Raw genomic sequence first — 25,341 nt, 5'->3', positions numbered from 1 at the left:
TGACATGAGCAAGCTTACTGTTTTTGATCACCCATTGATTCAACACAAGCTAACGATTATTCGTGATAAGAACGTTGGAACGAAGGAGTTCCGCGAAATTGTTGATGAAATTGCATCATTGATGGCGTACGAAGTAACGCGTGATTTGCCAGTTGAAGATGTTGTTGTTGAAACACCAGTTGCCAAGACGACGCAAAAGACGTTGGCTGGTAAGAAGTTGGCTATTGTGCCAATTTTGCGTGCCGGTTTGGGCATGGTCGACGGTATTATGAAGTTGATCCCAGCCGCTCGTATCGGTCACATTGGTATGTACCGTGATGAAGAGTCATTGGAGCCAGTTGAATACTTCGTTAAGTTGCCAGAGGATATTGACCAACGTGAAGTGTTGGTTGTTGATCCAATGTTGGCCACTGGTGGTTCAGCGGTTATGGCGATTGATGCGTTGAAGAAGCGTGGCGCTACGAAGATTAAGTTGATTACGTTGGTTTCAGCCCCAATCGGTGTTGAGACAGTACAAAAGGCCCACCCTGACGTTGACGTGTACACGGCTGGTTTGGACGAAGGTTTGAACGAGCACGGTTACATTGTCCCAGGTTTGGGTGATGCCGGTGACCGTTTGTTCGGTACTCACTAATTGTAAATTTAATAGTAGAGGCAGAGTGATTAATATCATTCAGCCTCTATTTTTGTTATGGTGGGGTAAGATGAAAGATATTGTCAGTGATGAAAAGGAGATACACATGAAAGTATTAGTTGTTGGTGCAAGCGGTCGTGTTGGTGAGGAACTAGTGAAGCAATTGGTCGCGGATGGCCGTGAAGTTGTGGCAGGGACACGTCATACTGACCAAGATTTTGGTGCCGGTGTAACGGTTAAGAACATTGACTTGTTGGCTGATGAAGCCACGCTAATTGGTGAGTTGCGTCCGTTGGCAGTGGATGCTATCTATTTCGTAGCTGGTTCACGCGGTAAGAATTTATTGCAAATTGACGCCTTTGGAGCAGTTAAGTTGGAAAACGCTGCCGAAGCCTTGGGTATTAAGCGCTTTATCATGTTGTCATCGTGGAACGCAACGTCACCAGCTGAATGGGGTGAAGGATTGCGTGACTACAACATTGCCAAGTTCTTTGCTGATCGATGGTTGATGGATAATACCAAGTTGGATTACACCATCTTACAACCGGGTTCATTGGTTGAAGAGCCGGCAACAGGCTTAGTTGCGCTTGACCCAACTGAGCCGGGTAAGAATGCTATTCCGAACGTTGCGGCTGTTTTGGCAGCACTGTTGCAGGCTGAGAACACGTACCGTCGGGTCATTACGATGCACGATGGGGATGTTGCAATTCCGGATGCTTTGCGAGAATTAAAGTCAATTTAAACCAGCAAGTCAACTTTCTTTCTGTTAGAATGTAGGTAACGAAAAGAAAGTGAGAAATTGCACATATGGCAAACTTTAACGAATACGTGGCTGCGGCTGGTCAATTGTTGGTGATGGCAACGGCGGTTGATAACCAACCATCAACTCGCATCATGGGCTTTGCACAATCAACTGAAGCGCCTAATAAGTGGTACTTGGTAACTGACCCAGCTTCTGCCAAGGTTGCTGAATTGGATGCAAACAGTAAGGTTGCGTTTAATACCATGATGGGTGAGGGCGGTCGCCGAATTTCATCAAACAAGGGAACGCTGGTACGCTCTGAGAAGACGTGGGCTGATGTGAAGCACTATTTCGAAGAAAATAAGGGCTTCATGGCTGGTCACCCAACGCCAGAACAAGAAATCATTTTGGAGTTGACTTTCCCATCAGCTTTGTTGGCGTCATTCGTTGAAGCCCCAGAAGTGATCAATTTTTAAGTAAAACGTTTAACACGAACGGAAGTGTTTACCAAGAGTTTTAACTACTATATACTAATAGACATAAAGAACGTCTTTAAGTTAGCCCAGCGAGACTAACAAGATCGACTAACGTACTATTGGGGTAGTAGGACTAACACAACCGCACGTTACAAGATTTAGCAGCTGGGATGATGAGTCATCTTGGCTGCTTTTGTTTTTAAAGGCGATGAAAGAGGAGTGTTATTATGGAAACGAAACGTGATGTGGTCCTAGACGTCAATGAACGGCCGGGCTTCTTGCAATGGATTGGGTTGTCATTGCAACACATGTTCTCAATGTTTGGGTCAACGGTGTTGGTACCGTTGTTGGTTGGTTTGAACCCCGGAATTGCGCTGTTTAGTTCAGGTGTGGGAACTTTGCTACACATCTTGATTACGAAGCGTCAAATTCCAGCGTACATGGGATCAAGTTTTGCATTTATTATTCCGATGGTGGCCTTAATGAAAACAACTGGCTACCCCGGTGTGGCAACCGGCGTTATCTCGGTTGGTATTGTTTACTTGATTGTCGCTGCGATTGTGGCGTTCATCGGGACGAACTGGATTGAAAAGTTGTTGCCACCGATTGTGGTGGGGCCAATTATCATGGTCATCGGGCTGTCATTGTCATCATCTGCTGCACAATCAGCAACGTTGTTGAATGGCAAGTATGATATTCGGGTCTTTGCAGTGGCGATGATCACGTTGGCTTTGACAATCGTCTTCAACATGTTCCTTAAGGGCTTCTTGGGCTTGATTCCCATTTTGCTGGGTATCGTGGGTGGATACATCTTCGCGATTTTGTTTGGGTTGGTTGATTTGGCACCAGTTGCGCACGCGGCATGGTTTGCCTTGCCAGATTTTGATGTGCCATTTGTGGATTACAAGCCTGTGATGCACTGGGGTGCGATTATCGTGATGGCACCGCTAGCGTTGGTTACAATTACCGAACACTTGGGTCACTTGATGGTCTTGGATGATTTGACAGGCCGAGACTTCATGCGTAACCCTGGTTTGCACCGGACGTTGGCTGGTGATGGTACAGCCTCAATCTTCGCTGGTTTGGTCGGTGGACCGTCAGTGACGTCATACGGTGAAAATATCGGTGTTATGGCCATTACCAAGGTTCACTCAGTGTACGTCTTGATTGGTGCAGCCGTCTTCGCCATTTTGTTCTCATTCGTGGGTAAGTTGTCGGCTTTGATTCAATCAATTCCGGGTGCTGTTACCGGTGGTGTCTCATTCTTGCTGTTCGGGGTGATCGCAGCTTCTGGTTTGCGTATCATCGTTGAAAACAAGATCGACTTCAACTTGAAGCGCAATTTGATGATTGCCTCATCAGTTTTGGTTATCGGAATTGGAAATGCCTACTTGCAAGTTGGTCATGGTAATGACATTATCCAATTTTCAGGCGTAGCAATTGCGACTGTTTTGGGAATTGTATTGAATTTGGTTTTGCCACAAAAGGCAGCTTCTGAAAAGTAATAAATATTCAAGAATAGGCGACGTTGCGTAAAAGCGACGTCGCTTTTTATTTGTAAAAATGGTACAAAAACGCTTAATGACGCGGGTTTGGCAAGTCAGAAAATATCAATTCTGGATATTAATATCAAATCATTCCTAATTGGAATGATTAAAACGGCGGTAAATGGGCCTTTTCTTAAATGGTTGCACATTTGGGACAAATTTGTTGAATGCTAAAACGTTGAATTTCGTTCCTAAAAGCGTAATATAGGGGGGTAAAAGTTTAACGGTCCTGTGTTCTGCGCATCGCCGCTCAATTATATTTAGAAAGGAAAGAGGTGGATTTCTGTGGGTGAGAAGACCGCAACCTTTAGCATTGCGGGGCTAACGTTCGACTGGAGCATTATCATTTCAACAACTGTGACATTCGCAATTGTTTTCTTCTTGGTATTTTGGATGTCTCGCAAGTTGGTTTTAAAGCCAGCTGGTAAGTCAAAGCAAAATTTCCTAGAATGGATTATCGATTTTACCAACGGTATTGTTGATGGATCGCTACCAAATCGAACTGGAACTAATTTAAAGTTCTTCGCATTCTCAATGTTCATGTTCATCTTCGTTGCGAACCAATTGGGTGTTGCCTTCGTGGTTAACTTCAATGACGTAACGTACTTGCGTTCACCAACGGCTAACCCGTTGGTAACGATGACCTTGGCATTGATTGCAATTGGAATGTCCCATTTCTTGGGTGTTCAAAAGCTCGGATTTAAGAACTACTTCAAGTCAGTTTACTTGAGTCCATTTAGCGCATTGCTGCCAATTAACATTATTGAGCAATTCACAAGTTTCTTAACATTGGGACTTCGTTTGTTCGGTAACATTTTTGCCGGTGAAATGGTCTTGTCTCTTCTTTGGGAATTGGCAAATGCAGCCGGTGTCGTATCATTCGTTCCAGCATTCTTGTTGACGATGATTTGGCAAGCATTCTCTTTGTTTGTCGGAAGTATTCAAGCTTATGTCTTTGTGACGTTGACTACGGTTTACGTATCAGAAAAGACTGAGATTGAAGAGTAATTGTTTTTTATCTAATCGGAGGATTAAAAAAATGGACGTTGCAACCATTGGTGTTGGTGTTGCTGCTGCTGGTGCCGCTATTGGTGCCGGAATTGGTAACGGTATTGTTATTTCAAGCATGATCTCAGGTATGGCTCGCCAACCTGAATTGGAAGGTAAGTTGCGTTCTAACATGTTCATCGGTGTTGGATTGGTCGAGGCCGTGCCTATCATCGCCATCGCCATTGCCTTCATGTTGTTGAGCAAGTAATAGTAACGCGGAGGCCAACTAATTATGATTAATCAAATTGTTCTAGCAGGTGCTAGCGAAGGGTTGGCTTTGGGTAACATGTTGTTTGTACTAGTGGCTTTCCTAGTGTTGATGCTTCTTATTAAGCACTTCGCTTGGGGTCCAGTAGTAAAGATGATGGAAAGCCGTGCGGATAAGGTTTCTCGCGATTTGGACTCTGCTGAAGAGGCCCGCAAGCAAGCCGAAGCTGATGCAGCTGAGCGTTCAGCTCAATTGCAAACAGCACGTACTGACGCAAATGGCATCATCGCTGACGCTAAGACTGCAGCAGGTAAGCAACGTGATCAAATCGTTGCTGACGCGCATGCAGCTGCCCAAGCCACAAAGGATCAAGCTTCAGCTCAAATCGAGCAAGAGCGTGCCGAGGCTATGGCTGGCGTGAAGAATGATGTTGCTGAATTGTCAGTATCAATCGCACAAAAGATTATCCAAAAGGAACTAAAGTTAGATGATCAAAAGGCGTTGATTGACGCCTACATCGAAGGGTTAGGTAACAAGTAATGGCATTGGATCAAGCAACGATTGCTAAGCGATATGCCGTTGCTTTGTTCGAATTAACCCATGACCAGAACACGGATGCTGCGAATTTGGCTGAATTAGCTGAAGTTCGTACAGTATTGGTGGAAAACCCAGAATTGACGAAGGCCATTGAATCAATGCGTGTGCCTGAGTCGGCTAAGAAGCAAATGGTAGCAACGCTATCAGATGGGACTAGCCAAGTGGTAACTAACTTGCTTCAAATGGCGTATGATTACCGCCGTTTCAGCAACCTACCAGCGATTATTACGGCATACGAAGCTTTGGTTAACAAGGCTGAAGGTGTGGTATACGCAGAAGTTAAGACGGCCGTTGCATTGAGTGACGAACAAGCTGCCCGGATGACGGCGCAACTTGCAAACCGTTTTGATGCAAAGGAAGTTAAGTTGACACAATCTGTTGACGAAAACTTACTTGGTGGTGTTGTTGTGCGAGCTAACAACCAGATTTTGGATGGGTCATTAGCAACTAAGTTAGCTGCTATTCGTCAGAGTATCATCCGCTAGTAATCTGAAAATCTAGTAGAAATTGATGTTGTGTGTGATGAATAGACACACTTTAAAGAAAGAGGAACTGCTGAAATGAGCATCAAAGCTGAAGAAATCAGTTCACTCATCAAGAGCCAATTGGCCAACTATCAAGACGAATTGACTGTTCAAGAAACGGGTACTGTTACTTATGTTGGTGACGGTATTGCCCGTGTAACCGGTTTGGAGAATGCTCTTGCCGGTGAATTGGTCGAGTTTGAGAACGGCGTATTTGGTATGGCACAAAACCTTGAGTCTAATGATGTTGGTATCATTATCCTAGGTAAGTACGACGAGATTCGCGAAGGCGATACTGTTAAGCGCACTGGTCGTATCATGGAAGTGCCTGTTGGTGAGGGATTGATCGGACGTGTTGTTAACGCATTGGGTCAACCAATCGACGGAATGGGACCAATTAACTCGACGAGCACTCGTCCAGTTGAAGTAAAGGCCCCAGGAGTTATGGAGCGTAAGTCTGTTTTCGAACCATTGCAAACTGGTTTGAAGGCCGTCGACGCCTTGGTTCCTATTGGTCGTGGACAACGTGAGTTGATCATCGGTGACCGTAAGACGGGTAAGACGTCTGTTGCCATCGACACGATCTTGAACCAAAAGGATCAAGACATGATCGTTATCTACGTGGCTATTGGACAAAAGGACTCAACTGTGCGTACGCAAGTTGAAACTTTGCGTCAAATGGGTGCTTTGGATTACACGATTGTTGTCTCAGCTGGTCCTTCAGAACCAGCCCCAATGTTGTACTTGGCACCTTATGCCGGAGCAGCAATGGGTGAAGAGTTCATGTACAACGGCAAGCACGTCTTGATTGTGTACGATGATTTGTCAAAGCAAGCTACGGCTTACCGTGAGCTGTCATTGATTCTTCGTCGTCCTCCTGGACGTGAAGCTTACCCTGGTGACGTCTTCTACTTGCACTCACGTTTGCTAGAACGTGCGGCTAAGTTGTCAGACGAATTGGGTGGCGGTTCTATGACTGCTTTGCCAGTTATCGAAACGCAAGCGGGTGACGTTTCTGCGTACATCCCAACGAACGTTATCTCAATCACCGACGGACAAATCTTCTTGGATGCCGACCAATTCTACGCCGGCGTACGTCCTGCCATCGATGCCGGAACTTCTGTTTCACGTGTTGGTGGTGACGCCCAAATTAAGGCCATGAAGAAGGTTGCCGGAACGTTGCGTTTGGATTTGGCTTCATTTAAGGAGTTGGAGTCATTCGCACAATTCGGTTCTGACTTGGATGCGGCAACGCAAGCTAAGTTGGCCCGTGGTCGTCGTACTGTTGAGTTGTTGAAGCAACCATTGCACCAACCATTGCCAGTTGAAGAGCAAGTTTTGTCATTGTACGCCTTGACTCGTGGCTTTATGGATGACGTTGCAGTTGAAGATATCCAACGCTTCGAATCAGAATTGATCGCAGCTGTTCGTGCTTCACACAACGACTTGTTGCAAACGATTGTTGACACAAAGGATTTGCCTGATGCAGATGCTATGAACGCCGCTATTACGGAGTTCAAGGCAACCTTTGCGCCAAGTGCCCACTAATTAAGGGAGGGGCGATAAATGGCAGCTTCTTTGCAAGATATTCAACGCCGAATTGCCTCAACAAAAAAGACGCGACAAATCACGAGTGCCATGCAAATGGTTTCTACGGCTAAGTTGAGTCAAATTCAACGTCACGGTGGTTCATACACAACGTATGCTAACGCCTTGCATGACGTTGTGGCACACTTAGCTAATGCACACATCAACAATGTTTCAGGTACTTTGCTTGAACAACGTGATGTGAAGAAGGTTGGCTTCTTGGTCATCTCTTCTGATCGTGGTTTGGTTGGTGGTTATAACTCAACGCTATTGAAGGGTATGATGGCAGTTATTGAAGAGCGTCAATTGACGCCTGACCAAGTGGTTATTTTGGCCGTTGGTGGTAACGCCTCAGACTTCTTCAAGAAGCGTGGCTTCAATGTTGCTTACGAGTACCGTGGTGTGTCTGATGTGCCTACCTTTAACGAGGTTCGCGAAATCGTTAAGACCGTTACGACAATGTACGACAACGAAGTCTTTGATGAGTTGACTGTTGCATACCAACACTTCGTATCACGTATTCAAAACGATCTTCGTTTGGAGAAGATGTTGCCAGTTACGACTGACGACATGGAACCAACTGAAGAAGGCGGTTTGAAGGCGGATTACGAAATGGATCCTTCTCCAGAACAAATCTTGGGTGTGGTTTTGCCACAATATGCTGAGAGTTTGGTCTATGGTGCTATCTTGGATGCCAAGACGGCTGAGCACGCGGCTTCGGCCAACGCCATGTCATCGGCAACTGATAACGCCAAGGAAGTGATTAACACGTTGGAGTTGCAATTCAACCGTGCGCGTCAAAGTGCGATTACGACGGAAATTACAGAAATTACAGGTGGTATGGCTGCCTTGGATTAGTCCAAGCGGCGTAACCCCTTTGAAATGAAGGAAGGAAACGACAATGAATACTGGACGTGTTGTTCAAGTCATTGGCCCAGTCGTCGACGTTGCCTTTCCATCAGGAACTCAAGTACCTGACATCAACAATGCTTTGATCATCGATAAGGGTGAGCAAGGTTCGTTGACGGTCGAAGTATCTTTGGCTTTGGGTGATGGTGTCGTTCGTACGATTGCCATGGACTCAACTGATGGTTTGCAACGTGGGATGGCCGTAGAGGATACTAATGCACCTATTAGTGTTCCAGTCGGTGAAGCTACGTTGGGACGTGTGTTCAACGTTTTGGGTAACCCCGTTGACGGTGGTGAAGCATTGGGTGAGGATGTTCCTCGTGACCCAATCCACCGTGACGCGCCTGCCTACGACCAATTGGCCACATCTACTGAAATCCTTGAAACTGGTATCAAGGTTATCGATTTGTTGGCACCTTACATCCGTGGTGGAAAGATCGGATTGTTCGGTGGTGCCGGAGTTGGTAAGACTGTTTTGATTCAAGAATTGATTCACAACATCGCACAAGGTCACAATGGTATTTCTGTCTTTACTGGTGTCGGGGAGCGTACCCGTGAAGGTAACGACATGTACCACGAAATGAAGGATTCAGGAGTTTTGAAGCAAACGGCCATGGTTTATGGTCAAATGAACGAGCCTCCTGGAGCACGTATGCGTGTTGCCTTGACTGGTTTGACAATTGCTGAGCACTTCCGTGATGTTAACGGACAAGACGTGTTGTTGTTTATCGACAACATCTTCCGTTTCACGCAAGCTGGTTCAGAGGTTTCAGCCTTGTTGGGACGTATCCCATCAGCCGTTGGTTACCAACCTACATTGGCAACTGAAATGGGTCAATTGCAAGAGCGTATTACGTCAACGCAAAAGGGTTCAGTTACATCTATCCAAGCCGTTTATGTGCCTGCCGATGACTATACTGACCCTGCTCCTGCTACGACATTTGCGCACTTGGATGCCACAACTAACTTGGAGCGTTCATTGACGCAACAAGGTATCTACCCAGCCGTGGATCCATTGGCTTCAACGTCAACTGCATTGACGCCTGAGATTGTTGGTCAAGAACACTACGAAGTTGCAACTGAAGTACAACGTACTTTGCAACGTTACCGTGAGTTGCAAGACATTATCTCAATCTTGGGTATGGATGAATTGTCAGATGAAGAGAAGACGATCGTTAACCGCGCTCGTCGTATTCAATTCTTCTTGTCACAACCATTCTCAGTTGCTGAGACGTTTACTGGTTTGAAGGGTGAGTACGTACCAGTTGCTGAAACTGTACGTAGCTTCAAGGAAATCTTGGAAGGTAAGTACGACCAATACCCTGAAGATGCCTTCCGTAACGTTGGTGTCATCGAACAAGTAGCTGATAAGGCTGCTACGATGGCTCAATAGTGAGGGCGCGCCATGAATGAACACAGCCTACATGTTAAGGTGGTAACGCCGAATGGTGTCGTGTTCGATTATGAGACTGCTACGTTAGTTGTGCTTAGCACGACTGGCGGTGAAGTGGGTGTCATGGCGAACCACGCACCAATTATTTCAGCTTTGAAGGTGAGCGAAGTGAAGATTGTTGACGAGGCCAATGGCGTTGAAGAACGTTTGGCTGTCAGCGGTGGTTTTGCTGAGTTCTCTTCAAACGTGTTGACTGTTGTGTCAGACGCCGCTGAGCGTGCTGCTGACATCGATGTGACACGTGCTGAGTCAGCTAAGGAACGTGCTGAGCGTCGCCTTGCTGAAGAAAGCTCAGTTCGTGATGTAGAACGTGCTCAGGTCGCTTTGTTGCGTGCCGTGAACCGTATCCACGTTGCGACTGGCAAGTAGTCAATCGACTAACTTTAAGGATCTCGAACAGAAATGTTCGGGGTCCTTTTTTGTTTCGGGTGGTAAACTAGTAACAGACAGAAAAAGCATGAAGGAGACAACCCATGAAATTAGGTGCGACTGTTGGTATTGGCGTCGTCGTAATTGGATTGGTTGCCGGGGGCTTAGTTTATGCCCATCAGCAACATCCAACCACGTCGATTACCAAGTCTAGTCAACACACGAGCAAGCAAACGAAGTCGGCAACGACCAAGCCATATCCTGTGCAGGTGAAAGCCGGGTCAACCGAGGCGACGACGTTAATGGTTGTTAACAAAAAGCACCCGTTGCCAGCTGATTACAACCCATATAACGGTGGTTTGAGTCCTAAGACGAATCAGGCAAAGGATGAATTGATTAGTGCAATGAAGGCCGCTGGCTTTAACGTTGGGGATACGGTTTCCGGTTACCGGGCTTATGATTACCAGAAGACATTGTATGATGGTTATGTGGCTGGTCAGGGTCAAGCAGCGGCTGATTCCGTTTCGGCCCGACCTGGTTACTCAGAACACCAAACTGGCTTGGCGTTTGATTTGCGGAGTAGCACCGGTGGTTTGTTTGCTGAAGGTGGCTCTGACCCGGATGCTGCGCAATGGTTGCAAGATAATGCCTATAAGTATGGCTTGATTGTCCGTTATCCAGAAGATTTAACGACTTCAACCGGGTATGACCACGAAGAATGGCACATGCGTTATGTTGGTAAGCGGGCAGCTGCGGTCATCACGAAGTACCATTTGTCATTGGAACAATACACAGGCAACGCTGGTGGCGACTACAATAAGTCAAAGTCAGCAGATATTCCAGCCCTCGAAGAATACAGCGCAACTTATAAAGACCGTCTGACCAAATAAAGGGAGTGTTAAGGACCTCTTAAATTTGGTAGAATAGACTTAATATTGATTTTAGAAAGCAGGACGACACGATGATCGTATTATCGGGAACTATCGGAGCTGGAAAGACCAGTTTGACAACTATGCTCGCTGAGCACTTGGGAAGTGACGCATTCTATGAGTCCGTGGACGATAACCCAATTTTGCCTTTGTTCTACGAGAATCCAAAGAAGTATGCGTTCTTGCTACAAAATTATTTCTTGAACAAGCGCATGGACAATATCAAGGACGCACAAGGCAGCAAGCTAAACGTCATTGATCGTTCAATTTTTGAAGATTTGTTGCTATTCCAATTGAATGCCGATTTGGAACGTGCAACGCAAACAGAAGTCCAAATTTACGGCGATCTGTTGAACAACATGATGGAACAAGTTGATTTTTCTGATGATGCTATCGTTAAGACGCCAGACTTGTTGATTTATATCCACGTCAGTTTCGATACGATGTTGGCCCGTATTCAAAAGCGTGGCCGTGATTTCGAACAAATTGATCACGACCCATCTTTGTATGATTACTACAAGACGTTGAACGAGCGTTACATTGCTTGGTTCGAAGGTTATGACCGTTCGCCTAAGCTAAGTATTGATGGTGACAAGTACGATTTCGTTAATGACCCTGAAGCGGCCAAGAAGGTCTTGTCTTTGATTGACGAAAAAGTTGATGAACTCGGTTTGCGTGATTAATTAGGAGAAAAGAATTATGTTAGATATGAAGTTGATCCGTAATGAAACGGAAAGCGTAAAGGAACGTTTGGCCACGCGTGGTGTCGATGCTGCGGAAGTGGACGCCTTGGTAGCTGACGATGCTAAGCGTCGTGAGTTGTTGGTACAAACGGAAGAGTTGAAGGCCCGCCGTAACACGGTGTCTGACGAAATCGGTTTGAAGAAGCGTAACAAGGAAGATGCGTCAGATGTTATTGCTGAAATGCAAACGGTGTCTGCCAAGATTAAGGAATTGGATGAAGAGGTCGCTAAGGTCGACGAAGCTATCCAAGACCGCATGTTGCACTTCCCTAACTTGCCAAACCCAACGATTCCAGTTGGTGCGGATGAAGAAGCTAACCGTGAAGAGCGTGTTTGGGGTGAAATCCCATCATTCGACTTCAAGCCAAAGGCACACTACGAAATTGGTGAAGACCTTGGTATTTTGGACTGGGAGCGCGGTGCTAAGGTTGCTGGCGCTCGCTTCGTCTACTACGTTGGCCAAGGTGCCCGTCTTGAGCGTGCCGTTTACAACTTCATGTTGGACGAGCACCAAAAGGAAGGCTACAAGGAAATGATTACGCCTTACATGGTTAAGGACGCAGCCATGTTTGGTACGGGTCAATACCCTAAGTTTATGGAAGATGCTTATCGTGTCGGCACAAACGAAGACATGACGTTGATTCCAACGGCTGAAGTGCCTTTGACGAACTACTTCCGTGAAGAAGTGATTGATGCTGACAAGTTGCCATACTCTGTAACGGCCGTTTCACCATCATTCCGTCAAGAAGCCGGTTCAGCTGGTCGTGACACGCGTGGATTGATTCGTATGCACCAATTCAACAAGGTTGAAATGGTTAAGTTTACGAAGCCTGAGCAATCATACCAAGCTTTGGAAGATATGACGGCCAATGCTGAAAACATCTTGCAAAAGTTGAACTTGCCATATCACGTGATCACGTTGTCAACGGGAGACATGGGCTTCTCAGCTGCGAAGACATACGATTTGGAAGTTTGGATGCCTGAACAAGACATCTACCGTGAGATTTCATCTGTATCAAACACAGAGGCCTTCCAAGCGCGTCGTGCCCGTATTCAATACCGTGATGAAGAAGGTAAGTTGCAATTCGTTCACACGTTGAACGGATCAGGGTTGGCAGTTGGTCGTACAGTTGCCGCAATCTTGGAAAACTACCAAAACGCAGACGGTACAGTGACGATTCCAGAAGTGCTACGTCCATACTTTGGCGCAGACAAGATCGTTCCTGAAGACACGTTGTAAAATTAAACATTATTTTAGCTCAACAATCAGGTTTTGGTTGTTGGGCTTTTTAGTTGGTGGTTTGTGTCGACGCGTTGCGTCGAGGCATGGGAGTTCAGCGCTATCTTCGGCAAAGTTCAAATTGAGGCAACCGAATGGCACAGGCGCCATTCAGCGGGGCAAATAATTCCCCCTAATCCTTTAGTCCTATATGGGCTTACCTGAATAGCGCTGGCCATGCGGCATGTTGCCCCGATTTGAACGCTCCGATAGTGCTGAACTCCCATGCCAGCAGCCGATATGTTCTTGTCTGTCTGTGATAATCATCCACCGAGAATTAAATGCGTGAACCTGATAACTGACATAGTTAGCGATAGACGAAAAAATTCCCAGTCGAATTAACCGGAATGCGTTAATTCGACTGGGAATTTTATGGTTGCAATACTTTGGTTCGAAAATCGCCAATGAGCTGAATGATCGATAATGTTTACTAGCAAATCCATGGTTCCTTAGTGTGTGCCTGCGGTCCATAGAGATGAATATCGAAATTGATAGAGAATATCTCGGTTGCTGGTATGGCGGGTGGTTGGGGTGGTGGTGCGGAGATCCTGCGATATTAGCCGGTGATAAAGCGAAGGAAGGAGCACCAGGAATCACTTAGTAGCAGTGGATTTTAAGCCGGTAGGCGCCGAAATACGCTGAGACTTAGTGAGAACGGGACTCCGTCGCCACCAGCTTATATTGAAGGACGGAGCACCGCCACCCCAACCACCTGCCATACCTCGACGCAACGCGTCGACACAAAACGTTTATTTTTTTATGAAAAAAGTATTGCCAAACTGGGCGGAAGCGAGTAATATATATCGAGTGGTAAGGCGACATGCCTACCGGACCGCTGCCAAGCGTTCCACTTGATAAAACAAGTTTTAAAAAAGTGTTGACACTTAATTCGAAACTTGTTATTATATAAAAGTTGTTTCAAGCGAATAACTTGAAGACGTCTGTTGCGGATGTGGCGGAACTGGCAGACGCGCTGGATTTAGGTTCCAGTGCCTTCGGGCGTGCAGGTTCGATTCCTGTCATCCGTATTATCGGTTTACGATAGACATGCCGACTTAGCTCAGCTGGCAGAGCACTTCACTAGTAATGAAGGGGTCGCTGGTTCGAATCCAGTAGTCGGCATTTGATGCGAATATAGTTCAGTTGGTAGAACGCTACCTTGCCATGGTAGAGGTCGCGGGTTCGAATCCCGTTGTTCGCTTCTGATTCTAGATTTAGAATCAAATTAAATATTTATTGGGCTTATATGCTAATTGGATAAACACCCCGGCTACGAACCGGGTATTGCAGGTTCGAGTCCTGCTAGGCCCATCGATTGGAAAAACCATCAAGATATTTCTTGGTGGTTTTTCTGTCGTGTTTTTACCAATGAATACGTGTCGAATCGATATAATTATTTGTTACAGTATGGGTATGCGGAAATCTGTGAAAAATTTTGTTTAGAAACTGTGAGTAATGGTAAACTTACAGAAAGTGTGCGAAAACCACGACAAATTATTGGCATTGCAAAGCAGTGCGTTTTATAATAATGTCAACATTGGTCAAGGGGGCACGCGCATGGCTGATCAAAACATGTCAGATGCTATCGAGACGTATCTGAAACAGATTTTGCGGCAATCAGAGAAAATTGAAATTCGTCGATCTGAACTCGCACAACGTTTCGATGTCGTGCCGTCGCAGATCAATTATGTCATTAAGACACGTTTTACGATTCAAAACGGCTATATAGTGGAGTCAAAACGTGGTGGCGGTGGATATATTCGGATTGTCCAAATTCCGCTACGGACTGACCCACGTTTTATAGAAGAATTGATTCAAAGTCTCTCAGAGGTAGTGAGCGTACGCGAAGCAACCGACATCATCGAAAGCTTATACCGGGATGAACTGTTAACTGAACGGGAAGGTAAGATTGTATTAACGATGTTATCAAAGGAAGCATTAGCGGTAGGGGATGCCCGGATGGCCGGACAGCTACGCGGACAATTGCTGCGTCAATTATTAAACCGATTACGGTTTGAAAGTGAGCGTAAATAATTATGGATAATCAATACACACCTAGTGCAAAGAACGTTTTAGTTTTGGCACAAGAACAAGCAAAGTATTTTAAGCACCAAGCCGTTGGGACGGAGCACTTGCTTTTGGCCTTGGCGATTGAAAAAGAGGGTATTGCCAGCAAGGTAATGCAACAATTTAATATTTCTGATGATGATATTCGTGAGGAAATTGAACGCTTTACGGGTTACGGTACGCTATCACGCGCTGAAAAGGAAGCTTACTTGCCATACTCACCAAAGGCTGGTGAAGTGTTGCAATTAGCTGGTGAAGAAGCGCGTAACATGCAACAAGGTCGTGTCGGCACGGAGCACATGTTGTTGGCATTGTTGGCTGATGACTCAATCTTGTCATCACGTATCTTGATTGCATTGGATGCTAACCCAGGTGAGATGCGTCGTGTCATTTTGCGCAAGTTGGGTATTAATGATACAGCGCGTAAGAAGGACGCCCGGGGTAGCCGTCGTGGTAACCAACAAGGTCAACAAGAAGGTACGCCAACGTTGGATTCATTGGCCCGTGATTTAACACAACAAGCCCGTGATCACCACATGGACCCTGTCATTGGCCGTTCTGCTGAAGTGAAGCGTGTTATTCAAATCTTGTCACGTCGCACAAAGAACAACCCAGTATTGATTGGTGAGCCTGGTGTTGGTAAGACGGCGATTGCTGAAGGTTTGGCCCAAAAGATTGTCGCTGGCGAAGTGCCAGCTGACATGGCAAAGAAGCGTTTGATGATGCTAGATATGGGGTCATTGGTCGCTGGAACAAAGTATCGCGGTGAGTTTGAAGACCGCTTGAAGAAGGTTATCGACGAAATCCAACGCGATGGCAATGTGATCTTGTTCATTGATGAGTTGCACACGTTGATTGGTGCCGGTGGTGCTGAGGGGGCGATTGATGCGTCAAACATCTTGAAGCCAGCCTTGGCCCGTGGTGAATTGCAAACGATTGGTGCGACGACTTTGGATGAGTACCAAAAGTACATTGAAGCCGATGCTGCTTTGGAACGTCGTTTTGCCCAAGTGCAAGTTGACGAGCCATCTGAAGCTGATGCGATTGAAATCTTGAAGGGCTTGAAGAGTCGTTACGAGCAACACCACCAAGTGGCCATCTCTGATGACGCAGTAGTTGATGCTGTTAAGTTGTCAGTTCGTTACGTGACGGATCGCTTCTTGCCTGACAAGGCTATCGATATCATGGATGAAGCAGCTGCCAAGGTGCGCATTGACCGTTCTGGTCACAAGACGCCGTTGGCTAAGCTTGAGGAAAAGTTGCAAACCATCCGCGCTGAAAAGGATGCCGCTATCGAAGCGCTTGATTTCGAATTGGCAGCTCAATTGCGTAAGAAGGAAATGACCCAGAAGAAGAAGGTTGATAAGTACATCGCAGATCGTGATGCTGAACAACCAGAAGGGTCAGCTAGTTATGACCTTGAAGTTACGACGCATGATATTGCAGAAGTTGTTTCAGAGCAAACTGGTATTCCACTAACGCAAATGGAGAAGTCAGAACAAGAGCGTTTGTTGAACTTGGAGAAGGTTTTGCACAACCGTGTTGTTGGGCAAGATGAAGCGGTATCAGCCATCGCCCGTTCAATTCGTCGTGCACGTTCAGGCTTGAAGGATCCACAACGTCCAATTGGAACGTTTATGTTCTTGGGACCTACGGGTACTGGTAAGACTGAGTTGGCCAAGGCTTTGGCTGAAGCTATGTTTGGTTCAGAAGACAACATGATTCGTGTTGATATGTCTGAATACCGTGAAGCATACTCAGCTAGCCGTTTGGTCGGGTCAGCACCTGGTTACGTTGGTTACGAAGAAGGTGGCCAATTGACTGAAAAGGTTCGTCGTAACCCATACTCAGTTGTGCTATTGGATGAAGCTGAAAAGGCGCACCCTGATATTTACAACTTGATGTTGCAAGTCTTTGACGATGGTTACTTGACGGATGCCAAGGGACGTAAGGTCGATTTCCGTAACACGATTATCATCATGACGTCTAACTTGGGTGCAACTCGTGTTCGTGATGAAAAGTCAGTCGGCTTTGGTGCCGTTGATAAGTCAAAGGATTACGATGCGATGAATGAGACGGTTCGTAAGACGTTGCGTGAGACGTTCCGTCCGGAATTCATTAACCGTATTGATGAAATTGTGGTCTTCCACTCATTGACGAAGCCAGAACTTCACCAAATCGTGAAGTTGATGGCCAAGTCAGTCTTGAAGCGTATCGCTGATCAAGGCTTTGACGTGAAGATTACGCCAGCGGCCATTGATGTGGTTGCTAAGGCTGGCTTCGATCCAGAGTATGGCGCACGTCCAATCCGTCGTGCGTTGCAAACGAAGGTTGAAGATCGTTTGTCTGAAGAGTTATTGGCTGGTAAGGTGACGACGAATGATGTTGTCACGATCGGTGCTAAGAGTGGCGAAATCACAATTAATGTGAAGTCAAAGACGAACAGTCAAGAAGCGGTCACAGAATAAACACAATAAATTGAAAAAGCAAGTATTGACAAAGGTTTAAAATCTTGATATTACTTGCTTTTTCTTGTATACTATAAGGTAGTTTAATTGTGCATAGACAACGGCAGGCAGGAAATATTGTCCCTGAATGCCTTTATAGCAAGGGCAGTGGTGTTTTCATCAATGGAAATGCCGTTGTCTTTTTTGCACTCAAAAACCGGTAAAAAACAGATATTGTAATCAAACTGTAAAGAAACTGGTGTGCGCAGTTGGCCAAATCAAAGCGAGGTGGAAAACTTGGTAGGAACGCTTGTAAAGTACGGTAAGCACCGTGTTCGTCGTAGTTACGCACGAATCAAGGAAGTCCTTGATTTGCCTAACTTGATTGAGATCCAAACGGACTCATACAACTGGTTCTTGGATGAAGGATTGCGCGAAATGTTTACGGACATTTTGCCAATCGAGGACTTCCAAGGTAAGTTGTCATTGGAATTTGTGGACTATAAGCTCATGGAGCCTAAGTACACAGTAGAAGAAGCACGTAACCACGATGCTAATTACTCAGCACCATTGCACGTAACGTTGCGCTTGACGAACCAAGAAACTGGTGAAATTAAGTCACAAGATGTGTTCTTTGGTGATTTCCCATTGATGACGCCATCAGGTACGTTCATCATTAACGGAGCTGAGCGTGTTATCGTCTCACAACTTGTCCGCTCTCCTGGTGTGTACTACAACGAGGAATTGGATAAGAATGGTCGTCCTAACTATGGAACGACTTTCATCCCAAGCCGTGGTGCTTGGTTGGAATATGAAACAGATGCCAAGGGATTGAGCTACGTACGTATTGATCGTACGCGTAAGTTGCCAATCACTGAATTGGTTCGTGCCTTGGGTTACGGATCTGACTCAGAGATTTTGCAAATTTTGGGTGACCAATACGATTCAATCTCATTGACGTTGGATAAGGATGTTCACAAGGATATCAACGACTCTCGTGTCGAAGAAGGATTGAAGGACATCTACGAGCGTCTGCGTCCAGGTGAGCCAAAGACGGCGGATTCATCACGTGCGTTGTTGACAGCGCGCTTCTTTGACCCAAAGCGTTACGATTTGGCACCAGTTGGTCGTTACAAGATCAACAAGAAGTTGTCATTGAAGACGCGTTTGATGGGCTTGACGTTGGGTGAAACGTTGGCTGACCCTGAAACTGGTGAAGTTATCGCCGAAAAGGGTACGCTAATCGACAAGAAGGTTATGGCCGACTTGGCACCTTACCTAGATCGTGACGACTTTAAGACGACGACATTTACGCCTTCAGACGAAGGTGTTGTGACGACGCCTATGACGTTGCAAACAATCTTGGTTGAAAACCCAGAGGATCCAGAAAAGACTTTGCCAGTGATCGGTAACGGTCAATTTGACGAGTCAATTCGTACGATCCAACCAGCTGATATCATCGCTGGTATGAACTACTTCTTGAACTTGCCATTGGGCATCGGCGCAACGGACGACATTGACCACTTGGGTAACCGTCGTATCCGTCGTGTGGGTGAATTGTTGCAAAACACATTCCGTATCGGTTTGAGCCGTATGGAGCGTGTGGTTCGTGAGCGTATGTCTATCCAAGACCCAGATACGGTTACACCACAACAATTGATTAACATCCGCCCAGTTGTGGCAGCTGTTAAGGAGTTCTTCGGTTCATCACAATTGTCACAATTCATGGACCAAACTAACCCTCTTGGAGAATTGACGAACAAGCGTCGTCTTTCAGCCTTGGGACCTGGTGGTTTGACTCGTGACCGTGCCGGTTATGAAGTCCGAGACGTGCACTACACGCACTACGGACGTATGGACCCTATCGAAACGCCTGAAGGTCCTAACATCGGTTTGATCAACTCATTGGCTACGTACGGTCGTGTTAACCGTTACGGATTCATTGAGACACCATACCGTCGTGTTGACTGGGATACGCACAAGGTTACGGACAAGATTGACTACTTGACGGCCGACGAAGAAGATAACTTCATCGTTGCCCAAGGTAACTCAGTTTTGAACGAAGATGGATCATTTGCTTCTGACGTTGTTTTGGCTCGTAAGGGTGATGAAAACGTCGAAGTTTCTATCGACCAAGTTGACTACATGGACGTTTCACCTAAGCAAATTGTTGCCGTTGCCACGGCCGCAATTCCTTTCTTGGAAAACGATGACTCAAACCGTGCCTTGATGGGTGCCAACATGCAACGTCAAGCGGTTCCTTTGATCGATCCACACGCACCATTGATTGGTACGGGTATCGAATACAAGGCTGCCCACGACGCGGGTGTTGCGATTATCGCAAAGTACCCTGGTACGGTTGAGTATGTTGACGGTCGCGAAATCCGCATCCGTCGCGAAGATGGTTCACTTGATAAGTACGAATTGATGAAGTTCCGTCGTTCAAACGCCGGTAAGAACTACAACCAACGTCCAATCGTTAAGGTTGGGGATGCAGTTGATGCCGACGAAGTTTTGGCCGATGGTCCATCAATGGAGCAAGGTGAGTTGGCTTTGGGACAAAACCCATTGATCGCCTTCATGACTTGGCAAGGATATAACTTCGAAGATGCCATCATCATCAACGAACGTTTGATCCGCGATGATGTTTACACGTCAATTCACATTGAAGAATACGAATCAGAGGCGCGTGATACGAAGCTTGGCCCTGAAGAGTTCACTCGCGAAATCCCTAACACAGGTGAAGAGCAATTGAAGAACTTGGACGAGCGCGGTATTATCCGTATCGGTGCTGAAGTTGAAGACGGTGATCTTTTGGTTGGTAAGGTTACGCCTAAGGGTGTGACTGAGCTATCAGCTGAAGAGCGTTTGTTGCACGCCATCTTCGGTGAGAAGGCTCGTGAAGTCCGTGACACGTCATTGCGTGTTCCTCACGGTGGAGGCGGAGTCGTTCAAGACGTTCGTATCTTTACTCGTGAAAACGGTGACGAGTTGGCACCTGGTGTTAACATGATGGTTCGTGTCTACATTGCCCAACGTCGTAAGATTCAAGTTGGTGACAAGATGGCCGGACGTCACGGTAACAAGGGTACGGTTTCTGTTATCGTTCCTTCAGAAGACATGCCATTCATGCCTGATGGAACACCTATCGACATTATGTTGTCACCAATGGGTGTGCCTTCACGTATGAATATCGGACAAGTGCTTGAATTGCACTTGGGTATGGCTGCCCGTGAATTGGGTATCCACATCGCTTCTCCTGTCTTCGACGGTGCCCGTGACTCAGATATCTGGGACGCAATTAAGGAAGCTGGTTTGCCAGCTGACGGTAAGACGATCTTGTACGATGGACGTACTGGTGAAGCCTTCGACAAGCGTGTCTCAGTTGGTATCATGCACTATATGAAGTTGGCCCACATGGTCGACGACAAGATGCACGCCCGTTCAATCGGACCTTACTCACTTGTTACGCAACAACCACTTGGTGGTAAGGCGCAATTTGGTGGACAGCGTTTCGGTGAAATGGAAGTTTGGGCCCTTGAGGCCTACGGTGCTGCGCACACGTTGCAAGAAATCTTGACGTACAAGTCAGATGACGTTGTTGGTCGTGTTAAGACTTACGAGGCCATCGTTAAGGGTGAGCAAATCCCTAAGCCAGGTGTTCCGGAGTCATTCCGTGTCTTGGTTAAGGAATTGCAAGCGCTTGGTTTGGACATGAAGGTCTTGGACGCAGATGATCGTGAGATCGAATTGCGCGACATGGATGAAGACGATTCAATCGTTAACATCGAAGCAGCGAACGCAGAAGCACAACGTTTGGCACAGAAATTTGCTGCTGACGGTGCTGAAGCAACTGCTGCGCCAAAGACTGATGAAGTCGTAAACTTGAGTGATGCTGACTAAGCGTTAAGCTTGGTCGCCTTATGATAGATTGTTAGCCAACCTAGCACCTCGCTAGGTTCGTGCTTACTGGATTTGACTGGGTTCGAATGCAGTAAGCACGGACATAGAGAAGTGCTGGATTGGATTGTATATAGGAACCTACGAAAGGGGTCAAACCATTGATTGATGTCAATAAGTTTGAAAGCATGCAAATCGGATTGGCTAGTCCAGACAAGATTCGCAGCTGGTCTTATGGTGAAGTTAAGAAGCCTGAGACAATCAACTATCGTACGCTCAAGCCAGAAAAGGATGGACTTTTCGACGAGCGTATCTTTGGACCTACCAAGGATTATGAATGTGCTTGCGGAAAGTACAAGCGTATTCGTTACAAGGGAATCGTTTGTGACCGTTGTGGCGTTGAAGTAACGTCATCAAAGGTCCGTCGTGAGCGTATGGGTCACATTGAGTTGGCCGCTCCTGTATCACACATCTGGTATTTCAAGGGAATTCCATCACGTATGGGATTGGTCTTGGATATGTCACCACGTTCATTGGAAGAGATTATCTACTTCGCATCATACGTGGTTACTAAGGCCGGTGATACACCTTTGACTGAGAAGCAATTGTTGTCAGAACGTGAGTACCGTGAGTTGAAGGCCGAATACGGTAACGCTTTTGAAGCGGGTATGGGTGCTGAAGCTGTACAAACGTTGTTGGCAAATGCTGATCTTGAAGCTGAAGTTGAAACGTTGAAGGCAGAATTGCGTGAGGCCACTGGTCAAAAGCGTGTTCGCGCCGTTCGTCGTTTGGACATCATCGAAGCTTTCGTTAAGTCTGGTAACAAGCCAGAGTGGATGGTTATGGATGTTATTCCTGTTATCCCACCTGACTTGCGTCCAATGGTGCAATTGGAAGGTGGACGTTTTGCAACGTCTGACTTGAACGATTTGTACCGTCGTGTTATCAACCGTAACAACCGTTTGAAGCGTTTGTTGGAGTTGAACGCACCTGGCATTATCGTTCAAAACGAAAAGCGTATGTTGCAAGAAGCCGTCGACGCGTTGGTTGACAACGGTCGTCGCGGACGTCCTGTAACGGGTCCTGGTAACCGTCCATTGAAGTCATTGTCACACATGCTTAAGGGTAAGCAAGGACGTTTCCGTCAAAACTTGCTTGGTAAGCGTGTCGACTACTCAGGACGTTCAGTTATCGACGTTGGTCCTTTCTTGAAGATGAACCAAATGGGATTGCCACGTCCAATGGCTATGGAATTGTTCCGCCCATTCATCATGAAGGAATTGGTTGCTCGTGACTTGGCTGGTAACATTCGTGCCGCTAAGCGTATGATCGACCGTCGTGACGAAGTTGTTATGGACGTCTTGGAAGACGTTATCAAGGAGCACCCAGTTCTTTTGAACCGTGCACCAACGCTTCACCGTTTGGGAATTCAAGCGTTTGAGCCTGTCTTGGTTTCAGGTAAGGCGATGCGTTTGCACCCATTGGTTACTGAAGCTTATAACGCCGACTTTGACGGTGACCAAATGGCCATCCACGTTCCTTTGTCAGATGAAGCCCAAGCCGAAGCTCGTTTGTTGATGCTTGCCGCTGGACACATCTTGGCACCTAAGGATGGTAAGCCTATCGTGGCCCCATCACAGGACATGGTTATCGGTAACTACTACTTGACGACTGAAGAAGCTGGTCGTGAAGGTGAAGGTATGATCTTCAAGGATATTAATGAAGCGCGCACGGCCTTCCAAAACAAGTATGTGCACTTGCACACGCGTATTGGAATCCAAACGTCTTCATTCCCTGCAGAGAAGCCATTCACTGACGAGCAACGTTCACGTATCATGACGACGACTGTTGGTAAGTTGTTCTTTAACGACATCTTGCCAGTCGACTTCCCATACTTGAACGAGCCAACTGAGGCTAACTTGCACGCCATTGACGATCGCTTCTTCATGGAGCCAGGAACTGACATCAAGGCACACTTTGCCGAGACGCCAATCTTGCCTCCATTCAAGAAGGGTTACTTGTCAGACATCGTTGCCGAAGTCTACAAGATTTACAAGGTTACGGAAACGTCATTGCTATTGGACCGCATGAAGGACTTGGGTTACGATGAGTCAACTAAGTCTGGTTTGACGGTTGGTGTGGCCGACGTTACTGACTTGAAGGAAAAGCCAGGAATCATCGAAGAAGCTCACAAGCAAGTCGCTACTGTTTCTAAGCAATTCCGTCGTGGATTGATTACTGACGATGAGCGTTATGAGCGTGTTATTGCCATCTGGAACCAAGCGAAGGATGACATCACGTCAAAGCTGATTGAACACTTCGAACCTGATAACAACATCTTTATGATGTCGGATTCAGGAGCTCGTGGTAACATTTCTAACTTTACGCAATTGGCTGGTATGCGTGGTTTGATGGCTGCGCCTAACGGACGTATCATGGAGTTGCCTATCATTGCCAACTTCCGTGAAGGATTGTCAGTTTTGGAAATGTTCTTCTCAACTCACGGTGCTCGTAAGGGTATGACTGATACGGCCTTGAAGACGGCCGACTCAGGTTACATGACTCGTCGTTTGGTTGACGTTGCGCAAGACGTTATCATTCGTGAGCTTGACTGTGGTACTGATCGTGGTTTGGATGTTTCAGCCATCATGAACGGTAACGAAGTCATTGAGTCATTGTATGAGCGTATTTTGGGACGTTACGCACAAAAGGCCGTTATTAACCCAACGACTGGTGAAGTTATCGTTGCCCACAACGAAATGATCGACGAAGACAAGGCTAAGGCCATTGTTGAAGCCGGCGTTACGACTGTTAACATTCGCTCAGCCTTTACTTGCAACACGGAACACGGTGTCTGCGTATACGACTACGGTCGTAACATGGCTACTGGTGACGTTGTTGAAGTTGGTGAAGCTGTTGGTACTGTTGCCGCACAATCAATCGGTGAGCCAGGTACGCAATTGACTATGCGTACGTTCCACACCGGTGGTGTTGCCGGAAACGATATCACGCAAGGACTTCCTCGTGTGCAAGAAATCTTTGAAGCACGTAACCCTAAGGGTCGTGCAATGATTACTGAAGTTACTGGTGAGATTACTTCAATTGAAGAAAACCCAGCAGAACGCACTAAGGAAGTTACTGTTCAAGGTGAGACGGATACGCGTACTTACACGTTGCCTATGACTGCACGCATGCGTGTGGCTGAAGGTGATCAAATCCACCGTGGTGAGACGTTGAACGAAGGTTCAGCTGATCCTAAGGAAATCATCCAAGTTCGAGACACATTGGCTACTGAAAACTACATTGTGCGTGAAGTGCAAAAGGTTTACCGTATGCAAGGTGTTGAGATCTCTGACAAGCACATCGAAGTTATGGCTCGCCAAATGCTTCGTAAGGTTCGTGTCATGGATCCGGGTGAGACGGACTTGTTGCCAGGTACGTTGATGGATATCGCGCAATTCCGTGATGCTAACGAAGAGACGTTGTTGAAGGGTGGCTTGCCAGCCACAGCACGTCCAGTTTTGCTTGGTATTACCAAGGCATCATTGGAGACGAACTCATTCTTGTCAGCTGCATCATTCCAAGAGACGACTCGTGTCTTGACGGACGCTGCTATCCGTGGAAAGAACGATCCATTGGTTGGTTTGAAGGAGAACGTTATCATCGGTAAGTTGATTCCAGCCGGTACTGGTATGAAGCAATACCAAGCTATCGAAGACAAGGTCGTTGCAGATCCTGTTGTGGTATCAACTGAAGAGGGTACGAAGATTCCTTCAATCGCTGATATTGAGAATTCAATGAACTTGCACAACGACTAATTTCGGTTAATCGCTGGTTGTAGTTCAAAACAAAAAGCACTTTAACGTGATGCGAATCTCGT

Annotated in this window: 19 protein-coding genes and 4 tRNA genes; all 23 read left to right on the top strand. The window is 46.5% G+C overall.

From position 1 onward, the window contains the following. The first annotated feature begins 4 nt into the window (after positions 1–4). The 23 genes from upp (at position 5) to rpoC (ending at position 25,279) form a co-directional block, all read left to right on the top strand. Positions 5–634, top strand: coding sequence for a uracil phosphoribosyltransferase (gene upp / locus ESE_RS0100610; protein WP_010369572.1), 630 nt, complete (start codon positions 5–7; stop codon positions 632–634). 106 nt (positions 635–740) lie between these two features. Further along, entirely contained in the window at positions 741–1,376 is a 636-nt protein-coding gene (locus tag ESE_RS0100605; RefSeq protein ID WP_010369569.1) for an NAD(P)H-binding protein, read from the top strand. A 65-nt stretch (positions 1,377–1,441) separates the two neighbouring features. Further along, entirely contained in the window at positions 1,442–1,852 is a 411-nt protein-coding gene (locus tag ESE_RS0100600; RefSeq protein ID WP_010369566.1) for a pyridoxamine 5'-phosphate oxidase family protein, read from the top strand. Positions 1,853–2,079: 227 nt separating this feature from the next. Continuing rightward, entirely contained in the window at positions 2,080–3,357 is a 1,278-nt protein-coding gene (locus ESE_RS0100595) for a solute carrier family 23 protein (RefSeq protein ID WP_010369563.1), read from the top strand. A gap of 327 nt (positions 3,358–3,684) precedes the next feature. Next, positions 3,685–4,407 (top strand): F0F1 ATP synthase subunit A, encoded by a 723-nt coding sequence (gene atpB / locus ESE_RS0100590; protein ID WP_010369559.1) that lies wholly within the window; start codon positions 3,685–3,687, stop codon positions 4,405–4,407. Positions 4,408–4,438: 31 nt separating this feature from the next. After that, the gene (gene atpE, locus ESE_RS0100585; protein ID WP_004560332.1) at positions 4,439–4,657 is read left to right on the top strand and encodes a F0F1 ATP synthase subunit C; all 219 of its coding nucleotides are present in this window, start codon (positions 4,439–4,441) and stop codon (positions 4,655–4,657) included. 24 nt (positions 4,658–4,681) lie between these two features. Then, positions 4,682–5,197: a F0F1 ATP synthase subunit B gene (gene atpF, locus ESE_RS0100580; protein WP_010369553.1), complete on the top strand. Its 516-nt coding sequence runs from the start codon at positions 4,682–4,684 to the stop codon at positions 5,195–5,197. After that, positions 5,197–5,739: an ATP synthase F1 subunit delta gene (atpH, locus tag ESE_RS0100575; RefSeq protein WP_010369550.1), complete on the top strand. Its 543-nt coding sequence runs from the start codon at positions 5,197–5,199 to the stop codon at positions 5,737–5,739. The genes atpF and atpH overlap by 1 nt, the downstream gene beginning before the upstream one ends. 75 nt (positions 5,740–5,814) lie before the next feature. Beyond that, complete coding sequence (gene atpA / locus ESE_RS0100570) at positions 5,815–7,326, top strand: F0F1 ATP synthase subunit alpha (protein ID WP_010369547.1); 1,512 nt, start codon at positions 5,815–5,817, stop codon at positions 7,324–7,326. Positions 7,327–7,344: 18 nt separating this feature from the next. After that, positions 7,345–8,223: a F0F1 ATP synthase subunit gamma gene (locus ESE_RS0100565; protein WP_010369544.1), complete on the top strand. Its 879-nt coding sequence runs from the start codon at positions 7,345–7,347 to the stop codon at positions 8,221–8,223. 43 nt (positions 8,224–8,266) lie between these two features. Further along, on the top strand, positions 8,267–9,667 hold the full coding sequence (atpD, locus tag ESE_RS0100560; RefSeq protein ID WP_010369540.1) for a F0F1 ATP synthase subunit beta: 1,401 nt from the start codon (positions 8,267–8,269) through the stop codon (positions 9,665–9,667). Positions 9,668–9,679: 12 nt separating this feature from the next. Next, a complete protein-coding gene (locus ESE_RS0100555; RefSeq protein ID WP_010369537.1) occupies positions 9,680–10,096 on the top strand; it encodes a F0F1 ATP synthase subunit epsilon in 417 nt (138 codons plus the stop codon). A gap of 104 nt (positions 10,097–10,200) precedes the next feature. Beyond that, positions 10,201–10,986 carry a M15 family metallopeptidase gene (locus tag ESE_RS0100550; protein WP_010369534.1) on the top strand — a complete coding sequence of 262 codons (786 nt, stop codon included), beginning with the start codon at positions 10,201–10,203 and terminating at the stop codon, positions 10,984–10,986. Between the two features lie 71 nt (positions 10,987–11,057). Further along, positions 11,058–11,708, top strand: a complete 651-nt coding sequence (locus ESE_RS0100545; RefSeq protein WP_010369531.1) for a deoxynucleoside kinase — start codon at positions 11,058–11,060, stop codon at positions 11,706–11,708. 16 nt (positions 11,709–11,724) lie between these two features. Then, positions 11,725–13,008: a serine--tRNA ligase gene (gene serS, locus ESE_RS0100540; RefSeq protein ID WP_010369527.1), complete on the top strand. Its 1,284-nt coding sequence runs from the start codon at positions 11,725–11,727 to the stop codon at positions 13,006–13,008. Positions 13,009–13,993: 985 nt separating this feature from the next. After that, a tRNA-Leu gene (locus ESE_RS0100535) sits at positions 13,994–14,075 on the top strand. A gap of 21 nt (positions 14,076–14,096) precedes the next feature. Continuing rightward, positions 14,097–14,169, top strand: a tRNA-Thr gene (locus tag ESE_RS0100530). A 6-nt stretch (positions 14,170–14,175) separates the two neighbouring features. Next, positions 14,176–14,248 (top strand) — tRNA-Gly (locus tag ESE_RS0100525). A 37-nt stretch (positions 14,249–14,285) separates the two neighbouring features. Then, positions 14,286–14,358: transfer RNA gene (locus tag ESE_RS0100520), tRNA-Arg, on the top strand. Between the two features lie 246 nt (positions 14,359–14,604). Further along, a complete protein-coding gene (locus ESE_RS0100515) occupies positions 14,605–15,081 on the top strand; it encodes a CtsR family transcriptional regulator (RefSeq protein WP_010369523.1) in 477 nt (158 codons plus the stop codon). A 2-nt stretch (positions 15,082–15,083) separates the two neighbouring features. Beyond that, complete coding sequence (locus tag ESE_RS0100510) at positions 15,084–17,582, top strand: ATP-dependent Clp protease ATP-binding subunit (RefSeq protein WP_010369521.1); 2,499 nt, start codon at positions 15,084–15,086, stop codon at positions 17,580–17,582. A 267-nt stretch (positions 17,583–17,849) separates the two neighbouring features. Next, positions 17,850–21,464 carry a DNA-directed RNA polymerase subunit beta gene (gene rpoB, locus ESE_RS0100505; RefSeq protein WP_038228707.1) on the top strand — a complete coding sequence of 1,205 codons (3,615 nt, stop codon included), beginning with the start codon at positions 17,850–17,852 and terminating at the stop codon, positions 21,462–21,464. Between the two features lie 158 nt (positions 21,465–21,622). Next, the gene (gene rpoC, locus ESE_RS0100500) at positions 21,623–25,279 is read left to right on the top strand and encodes a DNA-directed RNA polymerase subunit beta' (protein WP_010369515.1); all 3,657 of its coding nucleotides are present in this window, start codon (positions 21,623–21,625) and stop codon (positions 25,277–25,279) included. Positions 25,280–25,341 lie beyond the last annotated feature (62 nt).

This window comes from Weissella cibaria KACC 11862 (assembly GCF_000193635.1).
Lineage (GTDB): Bacteria > Bacillota > Bacilli > Lactobacillales > Lactobacillaceae > Weissella > Weissella cibaria.
The sequence above is the reverse complement of the archived record's forward strand: the minus strand, read 5'-3'. Positions and strand labels throughout refer to the sequence as shown.

Coding starts and splice junctions, on each gene's coding strand:
- upp (WP_010369572.1), top strand. CDS start 5: ATGAGCAAGCTTACTGTTTTTGATCACCCATTGATTCAACACAAGCTA.
- ESE_RS0100605 (WP_010369569.1), top strand. CDS start 741: ATGAAAGTATTAGTTGTTGGTGCAAGCGGTCGTGTTGGTGAGGAACTA.
- ESE_RS0100600 (WP_010369566.1), top strand. CDS start 1,442: ATGGCAAACTTTAACGAATACGTGGCTGCGGCTGGTCAATTGTTGGTG.
- ESE_RS0100595 (WP_010369563.1), top strand. CDS start 2,080: ATGGAAACGAAACGTGATGTGGTCCTAGACGTCAATGAACGGCCGGGC.
- atpE (WP_004560332.1), top strand. CDS start 4,439: ATGGACGTTGCAACCATTGGTGTTGGTGTTGCTGCTGCTGGTGCCGCT.
- atpF (WP_010369553.1), top strand. CDS start 4,682: ATGATTAATCAAATTGTTCTAGCAGGTGCTAGCGAAGGGTTGGCTTTG.
- atpH (WP_010369550.1), top strand. CDS start 5,197: ATGGCATTGGATCAAGCAACGATTGCTAAGCGATATGCCGTTGCTTTG.
- atpA (WP_010369547.1), top strand. CDS start 5,815: ATGAGCATCAAAGCTGAAGAAATCAGTTCACTCATCAAGAGCCAATTG.
- ESE_RS0100565 (WP_010369544.1), top strand. CDS start 7,345: ATGGCAGCTTCTTTGCAAGATATTCAACGCCGAATTGCCTCAACAAAA.
- atpD (WP_010369540.1), top strand. CDS start 8,267: ATGAATACTGGACGTGTTGTTCAAGTCATTGGCCCAGTCGTCGACGTT.
- ESE_RS0100555 (WP_010369537.1), top strand. CDS start 9,680: ATGAATGAACACAGCCTACATGTTAAGGTGGTAACGCCGAATGGTGTC.
- ESE_RS0100550 (WP_010369534.1), top strand. CDS start 10,201: ATGAAATTAGGTGCGACTGTTGGTATTGGCGTCGTCGTAATTGGATTG.
- ESE_RS0100545 (WP_010369531.1), top strand. CDS start 11,058: ATGATCGTATTATCGGGAACTATCGGAGCTGGAAAGACCAGTTTGACA.
- serS (WP_010369527.1), top strand. CDS start 11,725: ATGTTAGATATGAAGTTGATCCGTAATGAAACGGAAAGCGTAAAGGAA.
- ESE_RS0100515 (WP_010369523.1), top strand. CDS start 14,605: ATGGCTGATCAAAACATGTCAGATGCTATCGAGACGTATCTGAAACAG.
- ESE_RS0100510 (WP_010369521.1), top strand. CDS start 15,084: ATGGATAATCAATACACACCTAGTGCAAAGAACGTTTTAGTTTTGGCA.